Source organism: Streptomyces sp. NPDC058469, assembly GCF_042721125.1.
Taxonomy (GTDB): domain Bacteria; phylum Actinomycetota; class Actinomycetes; order Streptomycetales; family Streptomycetaceae; genus Streptomyces.
Genome location: NZ_JBHXME010000069.1, coordinates 13,094 through 28,354 on the forward strand (window position 1 = coordinate 13,094; position 15,261 = coordinate 28,354).

16 protein-coding genes are annotated in these 15,261 nt (G+C 70.5%); 5 read left to right on the top strand and 11 right to left on the bottom strand.

Features of this window, described 5'->3' with window-relative positions:
* Window position 1: 1 nt before the first annotated feature.
* The 5 genes from ACFWP5_RS27055 to sigE all read right to left on the bottom strand — a co-directional run bounded on the left by ACFWP5_RS27055 (window position 2) and on the right by sigE (window position 5,864).
* On the bottom strand, window positions 2–661 hold the full coding sequence (locus ACFWP5_RS27055) for a hypothetical protein (RefSeq protein WP_384161695.1): 660 nt from the start codon (window positions 659–661) through the stop codon (window positions 2–4).
* A 279-nt stretch (window positions 662–940) separates the two neighbouring features.
* Window positions 941–1,381 (bottom strand): sec-independent translocase, encoded by a 441-nt coding sequence (locus ACFWP5_RS27060; protein WP_384161698.1) that lies wholly within the window; start codon window positions 1,379–1,381, stop codon window positions 941–943.
* Window positions 1,382–1,582: 201 nt separating this feature from the next.
* The gene (locus ACFWP5_RS27065) at window positions 1,583–3,382 is read right to left on the bottom strand and encodes a trypsin-like peptidase domain-containing protein (RefSeq protein WP_384161777.1); all 1,800 of its coding nucleotides are present in this window, start codon (window positions 3,380–3,382) and stop codon (window positions 1,583–1,585) included.
* A gap of 791 nt (window positions 3,383–4,173) precedes the next feature.
* Entirely contained in the window at window positions 4,174–5,166 is a 993-nt protein-coding gene (locus tag ACFWP5_RS27070; protein ID WP_384161701.1) for an anti-sigma factor family protein, read from the bottom strand.
* Entirely contained in the window at window positions 5,163–5,864 is a 702-nt protein-coding gene (sigE, locus tag ACFWP5_RS27075) for an RNA polymerase sigma factor SigE (protein ID WP_019072074.1), read from the bottom strand. The genes ACFWP5_RS27070 and sigE overlap by 4 nt, the downstream gene beginning before the upstream one ends.
* A 271-nt stretch (window positions 5,865–6,135) precedes the next feature.
* Here sigE and ACFWP5_RS27080 point away from each other — a divergent pair, with 271 nt between their 5' ends.
* Complete coding sequence (locus ACFWP5_RS27080; RefSeq protein WP_078652869.1) at window positions 6,136–6,834, top strand: O-methyltransferase; 699 nt, start codon at window positions 6,136–6,138, stop codon at window positions 6,832–6,834.
* A gap of 109 nt (window positions 6,835–6,943) precedes the next feature.
* Here ACFWP5_RS27080 and ACFWP5_RS27085 read toward each other — a convergent pair whose 3' ends face one another.
* A complete protein-coding gene (locus tag ACFWP5_RS27085; protein WP_003966491.1) occupies window positions 6,944–7,111 on the bottom strand; it encodes a DUF3117 domain-containing protein in 168 nt (55 codons plus the stop codon).
* A gap of 375 nt (window positions 7,112–7,486) precedes the next feature.
* On the opposite strand from ACFWP5_RS27085, the gene ACFWP5_RS27090 reads away from it, so the two are divergent.
* On the top strand, window positions 7,487–8,290 hold the full coding sequence (locus ACFWP5_RS27090) for an enoyl-CoA hydratase/isomerase family protein (RefSeq protein WP_384161704.1): 804 nt from the start codon (window positions 7,487–7,489) through the stop codon (window positions 8,288–8,290).
* Between the two features lie 7 nt (window positions 8,291–8,297).
* Here the strand turns inward: ACFWP5_RS27090 and ACFWP5_RS27095 are convergent, their stop codons facing one another.
* Together ACFWP5_RS27095 and ACFWP5_RS27100 are read right to left on the bottom strand one after the other, a co-directional pair.
* On the bottom strand, window positions 8,298–8,879 hold the full coding sequence (locus ACFWP5_RS27095) for a DNA-3-methyladenine glycosylase I (RefSeq protein WP_384161707.1): 582 nt from the start codon (window positions 8,877–8,879) through the stop codon (window positions 8,298–8,300).
* Window positions 8,876–9,226 (bottom strand): DivIVA domain-containing protein, encoded by a 351-nt coding sequence (locus ACFWP5_RS27100; protein WP_384161710.1) that lies wholly within the window; start codon window positions 9,224–9,226, stop codon window positions 8,876–8,878. Before ACFWP5_RS27100 ends, ACFWP5_RS27095 begins: the two co-directional genes overlap by 4 nt.
* A gap of 135 nt (window positions 9,227–9,361) precedes the next feature.
* On the opposite strand from ACFWP5_RS27100, the gene folP reads away from it, so the two are divergent.
* Complete coding sequence (folP, locus tag ACFWP5_RS27105; protein WP_384161713.1) at window positions 9,362–10,222, top strand: dihydropteroate synthase; 861 nt, start codon at window positions 9,362–9,364, stop codon at window positions 10,220–10,222.
* A 14-nt stretch (window positions 10,223–10,236) separates the two neighbouring features.
* Here the strand turns inward: folP and ACFWP5_RS27110 are convergent, their stop codons facing one another.
* Together ACFWP5_RS27110 and dapE are read right to left on the bottom strand one after the other, a co-directional pair.
* Window positions 10,237–10,995 carry a TIGR00730 family Rossman fold protein gene (locus tag ACFWP5_RS27110; protein ID WP_033286802.1) on the bottom strand — a complete coding sequence of 253 codons (759 nt, stop codon included), beginning with the start codon at window positions 10,993–10,995 and terminating at the stop codon, window positions 10,237–10,239.
* 76 nt (window positions 10,996–11,071) lie between these two features.
* Window positions 11,072–12,151 carry a succinyl-diaminopimelate desuccinylase gene (gene dapE / locus ACFWP5_RS27115; RefSeq protein WP_384161716.1) on the bottom strand — a complete coding sequence of 360 codons (1,080 nt, stop codon included), beginning with the start codon at window positions 12,149–12,151 and terminating at the stop codon, window positions 11,072–11,074.
* An 85-nt stretch (window positions 12,152–12,236) separates the two neighbouring features.
* Here dapE and ACFWP5_RS27120 point away from each other — a divergent pair, with 85 nt between their 5' ends.
* Both ACFWP5_RS27120 and ACFWP5_RS27125 read left to right on the top strand, forming a co-directional pair.
* Window positions 12,237–13,223, top strand: a complete 987-nt coding sequence (locus ACFWP5_RS27120) for a heavy metal transporter (RefSeq protein ID WP_384161719.1) — start codon at window positions 12,237–12,239, stop codon at window positions 13,221–13,223.
* A gap of 297 nt (window positions 13,224–13,520) precedes the next feature.
* Entirely contained in the window at window positions 13,521–13,973 is a 453-nt protein-coding gene (locus ACFWP5_RS27125; RefSeq protein ID WP_262055831.1) for an ATP-binding protein, read from the top strand.
* Between the two features lie 160 nt (window positions 13,974–14,133).
* On the opposite strand, the gene ACFWP5_RS27130 is transcribed toward ACFWP5_RS27125, so the two are convergent.
* Window positions 14,134–15,228: a bifunctional succinyldiaminopimelate transaminase/glutamate-prephenate aminotransferase gene (locus ACFWP5_RS27130; RefSeq protein WP_384161722.1), complete on the bottom strand. Its 1,095-nt coding sequence runs from the start codon at window positions 15,226–15,228 to the stop codon at window positions 14,134–14,136.
* Window positions 15,229–15,261 lie beyond the last annotated feature (33 nt).

The following is a 15,261-nucleotide window of genomic DNA, read 5'->3' on the forward strand; positions in this document are numbered from 1 at the left end:
CTCAGGCGGCGTACGTAGTGATGTCCTTGATCACGGCGAAGCCGAGCCCGTACGCGCTCATGCCCCTGCCGTACGCGCCCACGTGCACGCCCTCCTGAGTCGACCCGGCGAGGACCCAGCCGAACTCTGACTCACGGTAGTGGAAGGGCGTCGGCACGCCGTCCACGGGGAGGGACAGGGTCGACCAGTCGTCGCCGGCGAGGTCGTCGGCCAGCACCCACGCCGTCTCGGTCTGCTGCTCCAGCCAGTCGTCGCGCAGGGTGTGGTCCATCTGGCCGGGCCAGGTGAAGGACAGCAGCCCCACACCGGCGAGCCAGGCCGCCGAGGAGACCGAGGTGGCCTCCAGGAGGCCCGTGCCGTCGGCGGTGCGCCGGGCGGGGTTGCCCGCGACGGTGACGACCACCGCGAACTTCTCCTTGTCCTCCGTGCCTTCGTTGCGTACGGAGGGCTCGTCGCCGTGCCCGATCGAACCGTGCTCGACGGCTCCGTCCGCCGCCATGCCCACCTGCATCAGCCAGCGCGGTCCCGTGAAGGCCTCGTCGAGGCCGTACCACGGGAAGGGCGCCAGCAGGTAGCCGTCGACCGTGCGCCGGGCGGAGGGGAGCGGTTGTCCACCCTCCGCGGCCGGCGCCTGCGTGCCTACCCGACTCGTCGTCTCCATGCTCCGGACGCCTCCTCGTTCTCGTCGGACCGGGGCGGCCCGCCCCCCTTCGGGCGACTCGCCCGGTCCGCACAACAACTCGGCAGCATAGCCACCTCGTGCGAGGCAGCCCGGAAAGCGCCCGGCGCGCGAGGCGCACGGGGGCCGTGTTCAGGCCGTACGGAGGTGTGGAAGGGGGTGGAGACGTATGAGACGCGTCACGTACGACGCGATGGGGCGACTGTCCGCTTACGGCTCGGACGGCGTCCGCTTACGGCCCAGACGGCGTCCGCTTACGGCTCAGGTGGCGTCCGCGTCGAAGGGCGGGCGGTCGTCCTTCTCCGGGCCCTCGGGCTTCTTGGTCATGTCGAGACGACCGCTGCCGGAGGAGGAAGACGGCGAGGAAGAGGAGGGGGTGTCCGCGTTCTGGACCGCCTCCGTGACCTCGGCCATCTCCTTCTTCAGGTCGAAGCCGTTGCGGATCTCCTTGAGCCCCAGTTCGTCGTTGTCCAGCTGCTTGCGCAGGAACGTCTTGGGGTTGAGGTCCTCGAAGTCGAAGTCCTTGAACTCCGGACCCAGCTCCTCGCGGATGTCCGCCTTGGCGCTCTCCGAGAACTCTCGGATCTTCCGGATCGTCCGCATGACGTCCTGGATGACCTTCGGGAGCTTGTCCGGACCGAAGACGAGCACGGCGAGCACAATGATCGTCACCAGCTCGAGCGGTCCTATGTCATTGAACACCTGAAGCTCCTTGCGATGTCCTCGGTCCTCGGCCCTCGGTGGTCTGTGCGCGTCTTCCGTGGTCCGGGCCGGGTCCACGGTACCCGCCGATCCCACCCGACCGGTACTGTCCCGGGGGCTACGAGTGGGTGTACACGACCGGTTTTCCGGGTTGTTTGCCTAGTGGGACGGGGCGCGGGGCTCTCACCTGTGACGTTTCTGTCAATCACCGGTCGACGAGCCGAGAACGAGCGACAAGGTCATGTCCTTGCCGCCCCGCCGCAGAGTCAGCCGCAGGTGGTCGCCGGGCCGATGAGCACGCGTCCTGACGATGAGTTCGTCACCGGAGTGGACCCGCTCGCCGTCGACCTCGGTGATGACGTCGCCCGGCTTGAGCCCTGCCTTGGCACCGGGACCGCCCGCGGTGACGGCGGGCCCGTCGCCGCCACCCTTCGTGGCGACACGCGCCCCGTCTCCCGTGTAGTCCATGTCGAGGGTGACACCGATGACCGGGTGGGTCGCCTTCCCGGTGTTGATCAACTCCTCGGCAACACGCTTGGCCTGATTGACAGGAATGGCGAACCCCAGCCCGATCGACCCGGCCTGCCCGCTCTCCGTCCCGCCTCCGGCCCCGTCATCGGCGGACCGGATGGCCGAGTTGACCCCGACGAGCCGCCCCTGCGCGTCGAGCAACGGCCCACCGGAGTTGCCGGGATTGATGGGCGCGTCGGTCTGCAGAGCATCGACGTACGACACATCACTCCCGTCCGACGCCTCACCCCCGGCCGTGATGGGCCTCTCCTTGGCGCTGATGATCCCGGAGGTCACGGTGTTGTCGAGATCAAAAGGCGCACCGATAGCGACGACAGGATCACCCACCCGCACGTTGTCGGAGTTCCCGAGCGGCATCGCCTTCAGCCCACGCACCCCAGTCACCTGCACGACGGCAAGGTCGTACCCGGTGTCGTGCCCGACGACCTTGCCCTTGGTCGTTTGCCCCCCACCGAAGCTGACGGATATCGCCCCATCGCCGCCGGCGGGCTGCACAACATGGTTATTGGTGAGGATGTGCCCCCGGGTGTCCAACACGATCCCGGTACCGGTCCCCGACTCCTCATCACCGCTCACATGCAGCGTCACAACACTGGGCAGAGCCCGAGCGGCAATCCCGGCAACGCTGTCGGGCGCGCGCCCGCTGTCCTCTTTCCCGGCTTGCGGCAACACGATGTCCCCTCCTCCACCGTCCCGCTCCAGGTGCGCTCCTACGACGCCACCGATGCCGCCGGAGAGAAGAGCTAGGGCGAGGGCGGAGGCGGCTAGGAGCGTGCGGGTTCGGGTGCGGTGCTGGTCGGGGGTGGGGGTTGGGGTGACGGGGCCGGTTTGCTGGAGGGGGGCGGGGGAGGTCCAGGGGTCGTAGCGGTGCCAAGGGTTGGGGGGTGGGGTGGGTTCCGGGACGGGAGTGAGTGCGGGGTCCGAGACGGGGGCGGGAGCGGGAGCGGAGGCCTGGTCCGGGGCAACAGCAGCGCGGGTGAGGTCGGGCGGGGTGAGGGGGGTGGAGGTTGAGGCGTCGGAGAGGGGCGGTGCAGGGGGAGCGAGGGGCGCCGGTGTCGTGCCGGAGGGCTCGGAAGGGCCGGGACCTGAGGCGTCGGCGACAAGCGCGGGCGCAGGGGTACCGGGAGGCGCGGTATGGGTGAAGGGCGGTGCAGGAGGAGCAAAGGACGCCGAGGTTGTGACGGAGGCGTCGGCGATAGGTGGTGCGGGACTGCCAGGAGGCGCAGTTTCGGCGAACGGCGATGCCTGAGTGTCGGGAGACGCGGTGTCGACGAAAGGCAGTGCAGGAGTGTCAGCAGGCGCGGGAGCGGTGTACGGGACCGGCGAGACGGGAGTGCCGGGAGCCGCTGTGGGGGCCTGTGGGGCCGCGCCGGACGCAAAAGTGACCGCGGGGTGCTGAACGGGCGGCGCGGGCGCCCAGGGGCCCGGCTCGCCGTACGGCGGGGTGCTGTAGGGGTCGGGGTCATGCAGGGGCTTGGGTCGATCGGCGGTCGGGAGGACCACGCCGGGGGTCGTCGGGAGTTCGGACGCGGGAGGTCCCGGTTCGAAATCAGCGCCGGCGCCTACCGACGCGGCCCCGGTCGGGGAGACCGACGCGGGGTGGTCCACCTCGGAAACACCGTCGGCGTCTACGGCCACGCCGTCGGCCGGGGCCACCGGCACCGGATGACCCAGATGGAAACCAACGTCCGCTGCCGCAAAGCCAGTTGAAGACTCGACCACGAAACAATCCGGCTCTGAGCCACCATCCCCACCCACAACCTCACCGCCAGACGAGGACGCCAACACGGGACGCCCCAACTCGAAGCCACCGTCAACACCCGCGACCCCACCGCCGACCGGGGCCTCCGGCACACGGCGACCCGAGGCGACGTCAGCGTCAACACCGGTAGCCACAACGCCAGTCGGAGACTCAGCCACAGGACGACGCGCCTCGGCATCACCACTCGCACCCGCGACCCGGCCGTCGGCCAAGGCCCCCGATGCAGGAGGCCCCAACTCGAAGTCGCCCCCACCGGAAGCCACCTCACCGCTCAGCCTCTCAACAGGCGGCCGCAACTCGAAGTCCTCGTCACCAGCGCCCCGCAACGCATCCGGAATCGGATCCCCCGGCACCGCCGGACCCCGGACCCAACCCCACCACTTCGCCTTCGTGGACCTCGGTTCCCGCGTCCCCTCGTCCATGGTCCCCCCACAACTGGCCGCGCCACCCCGTACTCCCCGGATTCAACCAGGTTCGCGGGCCGTGGTGCAGGGGCCGGTCAGTGGAGTGGGTGGGGCGGGGGCGAGGGGGTGGAAGAGGGGGACGAGGTGGTGTCGGGGGACGGTGTGCGGAGCAGGCCGGGAGTCATGACCTCGGGGGCCGTGGACCAGGACGCGAGGGCTACCGGCGGGTTCGCGTTCAGCGGGCGTATCAGGGGGGACATGACCGCCGCCCCGGCCATCACCGGCGCGGTGAGCGTGTGCAGGACCTCGTCGTCCTGGACGGCCGCGGGCGACGGCACTCCGGGGAGGAGGGGGGCGGAGACCGAGGTCGGCGGCGCTGCGGTGTCGCCGAGCATCGATCGCTGGCTCGTGCCCTGGGCGAGCAGGGGGCCGACCGCACGGCGACGCCCCGCGTCGGCGGTCGCCGCCGCGCCCGTGCCCTGGGTACGCGCCGGCGTCACACCCGTACCGCCCCGCGCTTCCGCGGCCGTGTCGCCTGGCGCGACCGTGGCCACCCCGCCCAGCGCGATCGCGGCCAGCGACACCGCCCCGGCGGCGACGAACGCGAACCGCATCCCGCGTGAGGCGGAGCGGTCGGCGTCGTGCCGGCTGACGTCATGGATACGGAAGCCTTCGCGGGCGGACCTGGACGAAGGCGAAGACGAAGGCGTCAGGGCCGTGGCGGCATGTGGGCCCGCGGGGACGTAGCCGAACTCGAACGCGTCGAGCGGCCCGTCTCTTTTGACGCCGAATACACCGATCCCGGCGGCGAACAGTCCCCCGGGCGGCTCCTCGCCGTCCGTGTCACCGCCTCCCCCGGGGAGCCCCTGCAGACGGGCCAGGAAGCTCTCGGAAGGGGGCGGTGGGGCCATTTCCGCGAACACGCTCTTCAGTCGGCGCTGCGCGTCGGCCTCCACCTTGCACTTCGTACAGGTGGCCAGATGCGCCAGTACACGCTCGCGCGACTCATGACCGAGCTCCCCGTCCACCAGGGCGGAAAGTCGGTCTCCCAGATGCTGCTCCGCAGGCGTAGGACGTGATCCACTCACGCGGTCGCGCCCCCTCCCCCCAGCGCGGGCACACGCGCCACGAAGGAACGGCGCTCGGCCCGTGCTTCCGGCGAGCGGTGCGCGAGGGCCTTGCGGAGCTGGGAGCGGCCGCGGTGGATCCGGGAACGGACCGTACCGAGCTTGACGCCCAGGGTCGCGGCGATCTCCTCGTAGGAGAGGCCCTCGATGTCGCACAGGACGACCGCCGCCCGGAACTCCGGGGCGAGGGTGTCCAGGGCCTGCTGGACGTCCGCGTCGAAGTGCGCGTCGTTGAAGACCTGCTGGGGCGACGGCTCGCGGCTGGGCAGTCGCTCGGCCGCGTCCTCCCCCAGCGCGTCGAAACGGATGCGCTGCTTGCGGCGGACCATGTCCAGGAAGAGGTTGGTGGTGATGCGGTGCAGCCAGCCCTCGAAGGTGCCGGGCGTGTACGTCGACAGGGAACGGAAGACCCGGACGAAGACCTCCTGAGTGAGGTCCTCGGCGTCGTGCTGGTTCCCCGTCAGGCGGTACGCGAGCCGGTACACACGGCCACTGTGGGTGCTGACGATCTCCTCCCAGGTGGGCGGAGTCCACGCCTGCCCGTCCGCGTCGGTGGAGAAGGTCGCGGTCTGGGCATGGTCAGCGGCGTGGCTGTGGTCAGCAGCGGTGTCGTTCACGGATTTCGGCCTGCCCGCCGATCCGAGAAAGCGCCGGAGCACTCCTCCCCGATCCACAGGTACAGCCGCACCTCCCCTGTCGGCTCTGGTGGTGTCCAGTGGAGCCCCTACCATAGCCACCTCGCCCGTTAGCTCCGGATAAGCGGTTTTACGAGAATTTGATACACGCTCATACCGACCTGGCGGTGGTGTGAGCCGATGCCCGTGACCTTGCTCGACGTCCTGCCCGACAACCTGATCCATCGTCATCCCCCGCTCTTCCCTCCGGCCGCGTCCCCCAGTGCTTTCCTCCCCCCTCTAAACGCCCGGTCCCATCAGCAGGTTCCCGGCACCAACGGATACAGTCACGCCCAGGCAACCACGGGGACAGGAGAGGGTCATTACCGGCAACCGGCAGACGAGCTGGGCGTTCGCCGACGCCTATGTCGCCGAGGACGAAGCACTGCGCTGGGCCCGTGACCGGGCCCGCGAGGCAGGGCTGCGCTCGGTGTCGCCCGGCACGGGCGCCGCGCTGCGGATGCTCGCCGCCACCGTGGACGCGAAAGCGGTGGCGGAGATCGGAACCGGGACCGGCGTCTCCGGGATGCATCTTCTGTACGGCATGCGGCCGGACGGGGTACTGACCACGGTCGACCCCGAGCCGGACCACCAGCAGTTCGCCCGCCAGGCCTTCCGCGCCTGCGGCTTCGCCAGCAACCGGGCCCGCTTCATCCCGGGCCGCGCCCTGGACGTCCTGCCCCGGCTCGCGGACGCGGGCTACGACCTCGTGTTCTGCGACGGTGACCGGCTGGAGTTCCTGGACTATCTCGCTGAATCGTTGCGCCTGCTGCGTCCGGGTGGCCTCGTGGTCTTCGAGGGCGTCTTCGCCAACGGCCGCACCGTCGACTCGGGCCCCCAGCCCACCGAAGTCCTACGGCTGCGCGAACTGCTGCGCGCCGTGCGCGAGAGCCCCGAACTGGTGCCGTCGCTGCTCCCGGTGGGCGACGGCCTGCTGTGCGCCGTCAAACGGTAGACCTGCCGCGGAACACGGTGGACCTGCCGTAGAAATCCGGGAAAGCAGCGACCCCGGCACCGTCTCGGGTGCCGGGGCAGCTGAAGGGGTATGGTCGCGTTCCGCCGCGTCAGCCGACGACCTTCTTGAGGGCGTCGCCCAGTGCGTCGGCCTCGTCAGGGGTCAGCTCGACGACGAGCCGACCGCCGCCTTCGAGCGGAACGCGCATGACGATGCCCCGCCCCTCCTTGGTCACCTCGAGCGGGCCATCGCCCGTCCGCGGCTTCATGGCCGCCATGCTCGTTCCCCTTCCTGAAACCAGCTCATCGTCGCCGACGGCCCCATGGAGGGCACGCGCGGCCCCTAATGAGACACGCGTCACCGGCATCGAACACATTGCTTCCAAGCCATTATCCCGCATCTCAGGACCCGATGACCAACATCAGTCGGCATCGCTTGGGCAACGCGCGCGAGCAAAACCACTCAATTCGCCGATGTGACTGCGATACTCCGCCGCCGCACCGACCCCGGCGGACCGAATCCGGAGCGGAATTCTTTGACGCAGGTCACACGTCCGGTCCGGCCCGTGGACGGTGATCTCCGCCATGCTGTCCTACGGACGTACGGCGTACCGACCGGTACGCCGGAGCCGCGACACCCGAGGGGATACGCCATGGCCGACACCGTGCTCTACGAGGTGACCGACGGACTCGCGACGATCACGTTGAACCGCCCCGAGGCGATGAACGCGCTGAACATCGCGACCAAGGTCGCCCTCCGGGACGCGGTACAGGCCGCGGCGGACGACGACGCCGTACGGGCCGTGCTGCTGACCGCGGCCGGGGAGCGGGCGTTCTGTGTGGGCCAGGACCTCAAGGAGCACATCACGCTGCTGGCCTCCGACCGGGAGGCCGGTACCGGGGCCACGTTGACCACGGTGAAGGAGCACTACAACCCCATCGTGCGGGCGCTGGCCCGGATGGCGAAGCCCGTGGTCGCCGGGGTCAACGGGGTCGCCGCGGGCGCCGGTTTCGGGCTCGCCCTGGCGGCGGACTACCGGGTCGTGGCGGACACGGCCGGCTTCAACACGTCCTTCGCGGGCGTCGCGCTGACCGCGGACTCCGGCATCTCCTGGACGCTGCCCCGGGTCGTCGGCCCGGGCCGCGCCTCCGACCTGCTGCTTTTCCCGCGCACGATCAAGGCCCAGGACGCGTACGACCTGGGGATCGCCAACCGTCTCGTCCCCGTCGGCGAGCTGCACGCCGAGGCGGAGAAGGTGGCCCGGCAGCTGGCGGACGGCCCGACGGTGGCGTACGCGGCGCTCAAGGAGGCGGTGGCCTACGGCCTCTCGCACACCCTTGAGGAGACCCTGGAGAAAGAGGACGAACTCCAATCCCGGGCGGGCGCGTCGGAGGACCACGCGATCGCCGTGCAGGCCTTCGTCAACAAGGAGAAGCCGAAGTACCTGGGCCGGTAGGCGCCTACTAGGAGGCGCTTCTGACGACGCACCTCTTCAGGTGGTCGTTCACCAGTCCGCACGCCTGCATCAGTGCGTACGCCGTCGTCGGCCCGACGAATTTCAGGCCCCGCTTCTTGAGGGCCTTCGACAGGGCCGTCGACTCCTCCGTGACCGCCGGGACGTCCCCGAGGGTCTTCGGGGCCGGGCCCGGGGTCGGGGCGTGGGACCAGATGAACTCGTCGAGCTCCCCCGGCGCCCAGTCGGCCAGCACGCGCGCGTTGGCGATCGTCGCGTCGATCTTGGCGCGGTTGCGGATGATGCCCGCGTCGAGGAGGAGGCGTTCGCGGTCGGTGTCCGTGAAGGCGGCGACCTTGGAGATGCGGAAGCCGTCGAACGCGGTCCGGAAGCCCTCGCGGCGACGCAGAATCGTGATCCAGGAGAGACCTGACTGGAAGGCCTCCAGGCTGAGCCGCTCGTAGAGCGCGTCGTCGCCGTGGACCGGGCGGCCCCACTCCTCGTCGTGGTACGAGACGTAGTCCTCCGTGGACAGCGCCCAGGGGCAGCGCAGGGCGCCGTCCGCACCGGCGACGGCCGTACCGTCGCTCACTGGTGGTCGCCTTCCACCGGCTTCTGCATGGAGACGTGGGCGCTGGCCGTGGCGCCCGCGAGGGCGGACTCCAGGTCGGCGATCCGGGCGTCGCGCTCGGCGAGTTCGGCGGCGAGGCGGCTCAGTACGTCGTCCACCTCGTCCATGCGGTAGCCCCGCGCGGCGAGCGGGAAGCGGAGGGTCTCGATGTCGGCGTGGTTCACCGGCCGGTCCTGGGGCAGCGGGTCGTCGAGGCGCTCGGGCGCGGCGTCGGGCAGCGGGGCGCTCTCGCCGCCGCCGATCACCGAGAGGGTCACCGCGCCGACCACGACGGCGAGCGCGACGACCAGGAACAGGAACATGAACATCGCTGGGGTCTCCACGGGCGTCGATGTCGGACGTGCCGAAGCCGAATGTGTCAGGGTCCGATCGTGCCATGCGACGCTGACAGTTAGGGTCACAGGCGGCTGAAGACCGGTACGTACTAGGAGAGGTCACAGGGGATGCTCAGGCTGGGCAGGCGTGAATTCGACGCGCACGAGCCGGTGATCATGGCGATCGTGAACCGGACCCCGGACTCCTTCTACGACCAAGGGGCGACGTTCCGCGACGAGCCCGCCCTCGCGCGCGTGGAGCAGGCGGTGGCCGAGGGCGCCGCCATCGTCGACATCGGCGGCGTCAAGGCCGGTCCCGGCGAGGAGGTGACCGCCGACGAGGAGGCGCGGCGCACGGTCGGCTTCGTGGCCGAGGTGCGGCGGCGCTTCCCGGACGTGATCATCAGCGTCGACACCTGGCGGCACGAGGTCGGCGAGGCCGTCTGCGAGGCCGGCGCGGATCTCCTGAACGACGCGTGGGGCGGCGTGGACCCCCACCTCGCGGAGGTCGCCGCGCGGTACGGCGTGGGGCTGGTGTGCACGCACGCGGGCGGCGCCGAGCCCCGCACCCGGCCGCACCGGGTGACGTACGACGACGTCATGGCGGACATCCTGCGCGTGACCCTGGGCCTCGCCGAGCGGGCCGTGGAGCTGGGCGTGCCAAGGGAGTCGGTGCTGATCGATCCCGGGCACGACTTCGGGAAGAGCACCCGGCACAGCCTGGAGGCGACGCGGCGGCTCGGCGAGATGGTGGAGACGGGGTGGCCCGTGCTCGTCTCGCTGTCCAACAAGGACTTCGTGGGCGAGACCCTCGACAAGCCCGTCAAGGAGCGGGTCGTCGGCACGCTCGCGACCACCGCCGTGTCGGCGTGGCTGGGTGCCCAGGTGTACCGGGTGCACGAGGTCGCGGAGACCCGGCAGGTGCTGGACATGGTGGCGTCGATCGCGGGGCATCGGCCCCCGGCGGTCGCCCGTCGGGGGCTCGCGTAGCCGAGGAACGATCCCTACCGGCCGGCTTCCTTCGAGACGAGCGCTACCGCCTCTTCCACGTCGTCCGTGACGTGGAACAGGAGCAGGTCCTTCTCCGACGCCTTGCCCTGGGCGATCAGCGTGTTCTTCAGCCAGTCGACCAGGCCGCCCCAGTACTCGCTCCCGAAGAGCACGATCGGGAAGCGGGTGACCTTCTGGGTCTGCACCAGGGTGAGCGCCTCGAAGAGTTCGTCGAGGGTGCCGAGGCCGCCGGGCAGGACCACGAAGCCCTGGGCGTACTTGACGAACATCATCTTGCGGACGAAGAAGTAACGGAAGTTCAGCCCGATGTCGACGTAGGCGTTGAGCCCCTGCTCGAAGGGCAGCTCGATGCCGAGGCCGACGGAGATGCCCTTGGCCTCCAGGGCGCCCTTGTTGGCCGCCTCCATGGCGCCGGGGCCGCCGCCGGTGATCACGGCCCACCCGGCCTCCACGAGGGCGCGTCCGAGCCGTACGCCCGCTTCGTACTCCGGTGAGTCCGGCTTGGTGCGGGCCGAGCCGAACACGCTGATCGCGGGCGGCAGTTCGGCCAGCGTGCCGAAGCCCTCGATGAACTCCGACTGGATCCGCAGGACGCGCCACGGGTCGGTGTGGACCCAGTCCGAGGGGCCGCCCGCGTCCAGGAGGCGCTGGTCGGTCGTGCTCGCGGTCACCTGGCCGCGCCGCCGGAGGACCGGTCCCAGGCGCTGCTCCTCCGGTGGCTGCTGCTTGCCCTCAGGGTTGCCTGTAGCCATGTGCGCTCCCTCCACTTGCAGGTGTTTCCACCTCAGCGTAGGTCTACGCGGGTTACAGCGGGGGGACGTACGGATGTCAGCCGGTCAGCCAGTCCACGAGGCGTCGTTCGGCCTCCGGGATGAGGGCCGCCTCGACCCGCTCGTCGACCTTGTGGGCGAGGAGTTGGGCGCCGGGGCCGTAGTTCACCGCGGGGACGCCGAGCGCGCTGAAGCGGGCCACGTCGGTCCAGCCGAACTTGGGGCGGGCCTCGCCGCCGACGGCCGCCATGAAGGCCGCGGCGGCCGGGTGGGTCAGTCCGGGGCGGGCCCCTCCGGTGTGGTCGTCGACGACGAACTCGTCGACCCCGCAGTCGGCGAAGTAGTCGCGCACGAAGGCCTCGGCCTCCTCCTCGCTACGGTCGGGCGCGTAGCGGAAGTTGACGACCAGGGTGCACGCGTCGGGGATGACGTTGGTGGCCACGCCCCCTTCGACGCGCACCGCGTTGAGGCCCTCGTGGAACTGGAGACCGTCCACGAGGGGCGTGCGCGGCTCGTACGCGGCGAGCTTGGCCAGCGCCCGGGAGGCCGCGTGGATCGCGTTGGAACCCATCCACGCGCGCGCGGAGTGCGCTCGTTCACCCTTGAACTTCAGGAACACCCGGAGCGTGCCCTGGCAGCCGCCCTCGACCTGACCGTCCGTCGGCTCCAGAAGGACCGCGAAGTCGCCCTCCAGCCAGTCGGGATGGGCCTCGGAGACGTGCCTGAGGCCGTTGAGAGGGGCGGCGACCTCTTCGTTGTCGTAGAAGACGAACGTCAGATCGCGGTTGGGGGCCGGGACCGTTGCGGCGATGCGGAGTTGGACCGCGACGCCGGACTTCATGTCGCAGGTGCCGCAGCCCCACAGGACGCCGTTCTCGTCGAGGCGCGAGGGGACGTTGTCGGCGATCGGGACCGTGTCGATGTGGCCGGCCAGGACGACGCGTTCCGCGCGGCCGAGGCTGGTCCGTGCGACGACGTTGTTGCCGTACCGGTCGACCCTCAGGTGCGGCAGGGCGCGCAGCGCGGTCTCGATCGCGTCCGCGAGGGGCTTCTCGCTGCCGCTCTCCGAGGGGAAGTCGACGAGCTGCGCGGTGAGCCGTGCGGCGTCCAGCGTGAGGTCAAGTGCGGTGTCGGCCATGGCGTCGACCCTAACGCGAACAGCCTGTGCGCCGGCTGTCCACACCCGGCGCAGCGGTAACAGCAGCCTCCAGTACCTTGTGGGGATGCTGGAGTCCCCCACCCCCAAGAAGCGTCGACGCGGCCGCCTCTTCCGATTCTCCTCGGCGCTCGTGGTGCTGCTCGCGGTCGCGGGCTATCTGGTCGTCCAGTACGTCACCGGCGGCCGGGGCGGGCCCGGTTGCAAGGTGGTCTCCGGGAAGGACGACGGCCAGCAGTACGAGTTCTCGCAGGAGCAGACGATGAACGCGGCGACGATCGCCGCCGTCGGCACCGGGCGCGGGATGCCGGAGCGGGCCGTGACGATCGCGCTCGCGACCGCCCTCCAGGAGTCGCAGCTCGTCAACATCGAGCACGGCGACCTGGATTCGCTCGGCCTGTTCCAGCAGCGGCCCTCGCAGGGCTGGGGCACCAAGAAGGAGATCCTGGACCCGACGTACGCAGCGGGCGTCTTCTACGAGCACCTCTCCAAGGTGGACGGCTACCAGAAGCTCCCCCTCACCGTCGCCGCGCAGCGCGTGCAGCGCAGCGGCTACCCGGAGGCGTACGCCAAGCACGAGCCCGAGGCCACGCTGCTGTCCGCCGCCCTCACCGGGCAGGCGGCCGCCACGCTGACCTGCCAGGGCCTCCCGGACTCCACTCGGGCGGACACCGGCCCGGACGCCGTACGGGCCGCGCTGGTACGGGACTTCGGGCGCACGGTGCTGAAGGAGACCGGTGCGGAGGTGACCGGGGCCGGCTCGGCATCGAAGGACAAGTCCAAGGCGAAGGCCAAGTCCACGCCGGCGCCCAGCGCGAGTGCGACGGGCGGGAACAGCACGGTGACCCTGCCGGTGCGGTCCGGCAGCACGAGGACCGGGTGGCAGCTCGCGCACTGGGCGGTGGCCAACTCCTCGGTGCTGCACATCGAGCGCGTGTCGTACGCCGGCCGCGAATGGGCCGCCGGCAGCGCGGACGACCCGTGGCACGCGACCGCCACGAAGGCCGTCGGCGGGGTCCGCATAGTGACCGAGCGGCAGGCCGGGCAGAAGTAGCCGAGCACTGGTGACCGGGCAGTAGTACGGGTCCTCACCCGTAGGGGTTATGCGTGGTCGATCCCGGCCCGGGCGTGCGCAGGTCTTCGGGCCGTCACCCTCACATGCGCCGAAACCCTTGAGAACAAAGGGCTGTAAGCATTCTGCAGACTTTCAGACCGGGCGCTCTTTGTCCGTTTTTATCCGTAGCTGATAATGCGACGCATTACCAACTCTTTACGTTGCCGCTCCGCAACCTTCGCGCGCTTCGAGCGGTAGTCACTGCGTCCGAGCCCGGAGATCAACACAAGGAGCATCATGTCCCTCCCCCTGACCCGCCGGATCGCCCGTGCCGCGCTGCTCGTCGCAGCGGGAGCGGCAGCCGGGGTCGGTGCGGCCGGCTCCGCCAGTGCGGCCCCCTCCCTGCCGGCCACCCCGAACCTGGGCGCGCTGACCGCCCTGGACGGGGCGAGCGTCGGCAACACGGTCGACGGCGCGAGCCAGAACGTCACGGGGGTCGCCGGCAAGTCCGGTGGCCAGACGCTGGAGAAGGCGGTGCCGGCCGCCGGGAAGACCGGTGGGAAGGTTGCCAAGACGGTGGCGCCGGCCGCGCAGCACGTTGCCGGGGACACCGCTGGGCAGGCCGGGGGTCTGCTTGGTGAGACCGCGAAGACGGCGACTGCGGGTGGCGGGTTGCCGACGGACGCGGTGACCAAGGGCGGGTTGCCCACGGCGCAGGAGCTGCCGCTGAAGGGGCTGCCGCTCGGCTAGTTGCGCCGGCGTTCTAGTGCGCCTGCGTTGAAGGGGTCCAGGGAGTTCCCTGGACCCCTTTTCTACGTTGTTCGTCGGCTTGCGGCCGGTGGGGGCTGGTCGCGCCCACGCGGCGGAGCCGCACATCGATACAGCCCCGCGCCCCTAAAAACGAAAAGCCTCAGCTCAGCCTGGTTACAGCTGCCCGGACTCGCTCATCCGTCGCCGTCAGAGCCACGCGTACGAAGTTTTCGCCCGCCTCGCCGTAGAAGTCGCCCGGGGCCACCAGGATGCCGAGGTCGGCCAGGTGGGCAACGGTCTTCCAGCAGGACTCGTCTCTCGTTGCCCAGAGGTAGAGGCTGGCCTCGCTGTGTTCGATGCGGAAGCCGTGCTTCAGCAATGCCTCGCGCAAGGCCGTGCGGCGGGCCGTGTAGCGCTCGCGTTGGACCTGGACGTGGGTGTCGTCGCCGAGGGCCGCGACCACCGCCGCCTGGGTCGGGGACGAGGTCATCATGCCGCCGTGCTTGCGGATCTCCAGGAGCGGGGCGAGGACCGCCGGGTCGCCGGCCAGGAAGGCCGCGCGGTAACCGGCGAGGTTCGAGCGCTTGGAGAGCGAGTGGACCGCGACGATCCCGTCGTAGGAACCGCCGTTGACGTCCGGGTGGAGGACCGAGACCGGGTCGGCCTCCCAGCCCAGTTCGAGGTAGCACTCGTCGGAGAAGATCAGGACGCCGTGTTCACGGGCCCAGGCGACGATCCGGGTCAGCTCCTCCTTCGACAGGACCTTGCCGGTGGGGTTCGACGGGGAGTTGAGCCAGAGGAGCTTCAGCCCCTCCGGGTTCAGCTTCGTCGGGTCGTCGTAGACCTCGTACTCGGCGCGGGCCAGGCGGGCGCCGACCTCGTACGTCGGGTACGCGAGGCGCGGGTAGGCCACGCGGTCGCCCGGGCCGAGGCCCAGCTGGGTCGGGAGCCAGGCGACGAGTTCCTTGGAGCCGACGATCGGCAGGACGTGGCGGTGGGTCACGTCGCGGGCGCCCAGGCGGCGCTCCAGCCAGCCGGTGATCGCGTCGCGCAGTGCCGGTGTGCCCCAGACCGTCGGATAGCCGGGCGAGTCGGCCGCGGCGATCAGCGCTTTCTGGATCAGGTCGGGGACCGGGTCGACCGGGGTGCCGACGGACAGGTCGACGATGCCGTCCGGGTGCGCTGCGGCCGTCTTCTTGTACGGCTCCAGCTTGTCCCAGGGGAAGGTGGGCAGGCGGTCGGTGACTGCGGACACGATGACTGGCTCACTTTCTGGTGCGTGCGCCCC

Bases quoted from the DNA above. Each gene is read 5' to 3' on its own strand.
- ACFWP5_RS27110 (WP_033286802.1), bottom strand. From the start codon at position 10,995: ATGGCTACAGGCAACCCTGAGGGCAAGCAGCAGCCACCGGAGGAGCAG.
- ACFWP5_RS27125 (WP_262055831.1), top strand. From the start codon at position 13,521: ATGTCCCTCCCCCTGACCCGCCGGATCGCCCGTGCCGCGCTGCTCGTC.
- ACFWP5_RS27055 (WP_384161695.1), bottom strand. From the start codon at position 661: ATGGAGACGACGAGTCGGGTAGGCACGCAGGCGCCGGCCGCGGAGGGT.
- ACFWP5_RS27100 (WP_384161710.1), bottom strand. From the start codon at position 9,226: ATGTTCATGTTCCTGTTCCTGGTCGTCGCGCTCGCCGTCGTGGTCGGC.
- dapE (WP_384161716.1), bottom strand. From the start codon at position 12,151: ATGGCCGACACCGCACTTGACCTCACGCTGGACGCCGCACGGCTCACC.
- ACFWP5_RS27090 (WP_384161704.1), top strand. From the start codon at position 7,487: ATGGCCGACACCGTGCTCTACGAGGTGACCGACGGACTCGCGACGATC.
- folP (WP_384161713.1), top strand. From the start codon at position 9,362: ATGCTCAGGCTGGGCAGGCGTGAATTCGACGCGCACGAGCCGGTGATC.
- ACFWP5_RS27085 (WP_003966491.1), bottom strand. From the start codon at position 7,111: ATGGCGGCCATGAAGCCGCGGACGGGCGATGGCCCGCTCGAGGTGACC.
- ACFWP5_RS27120 (WP_384161719.1), top strand. From the start codon at position 12,237: ATGCTGGAGTCCCCCACCCCCAAGAAGCGTCGACGCGGCCGCCTCTTC.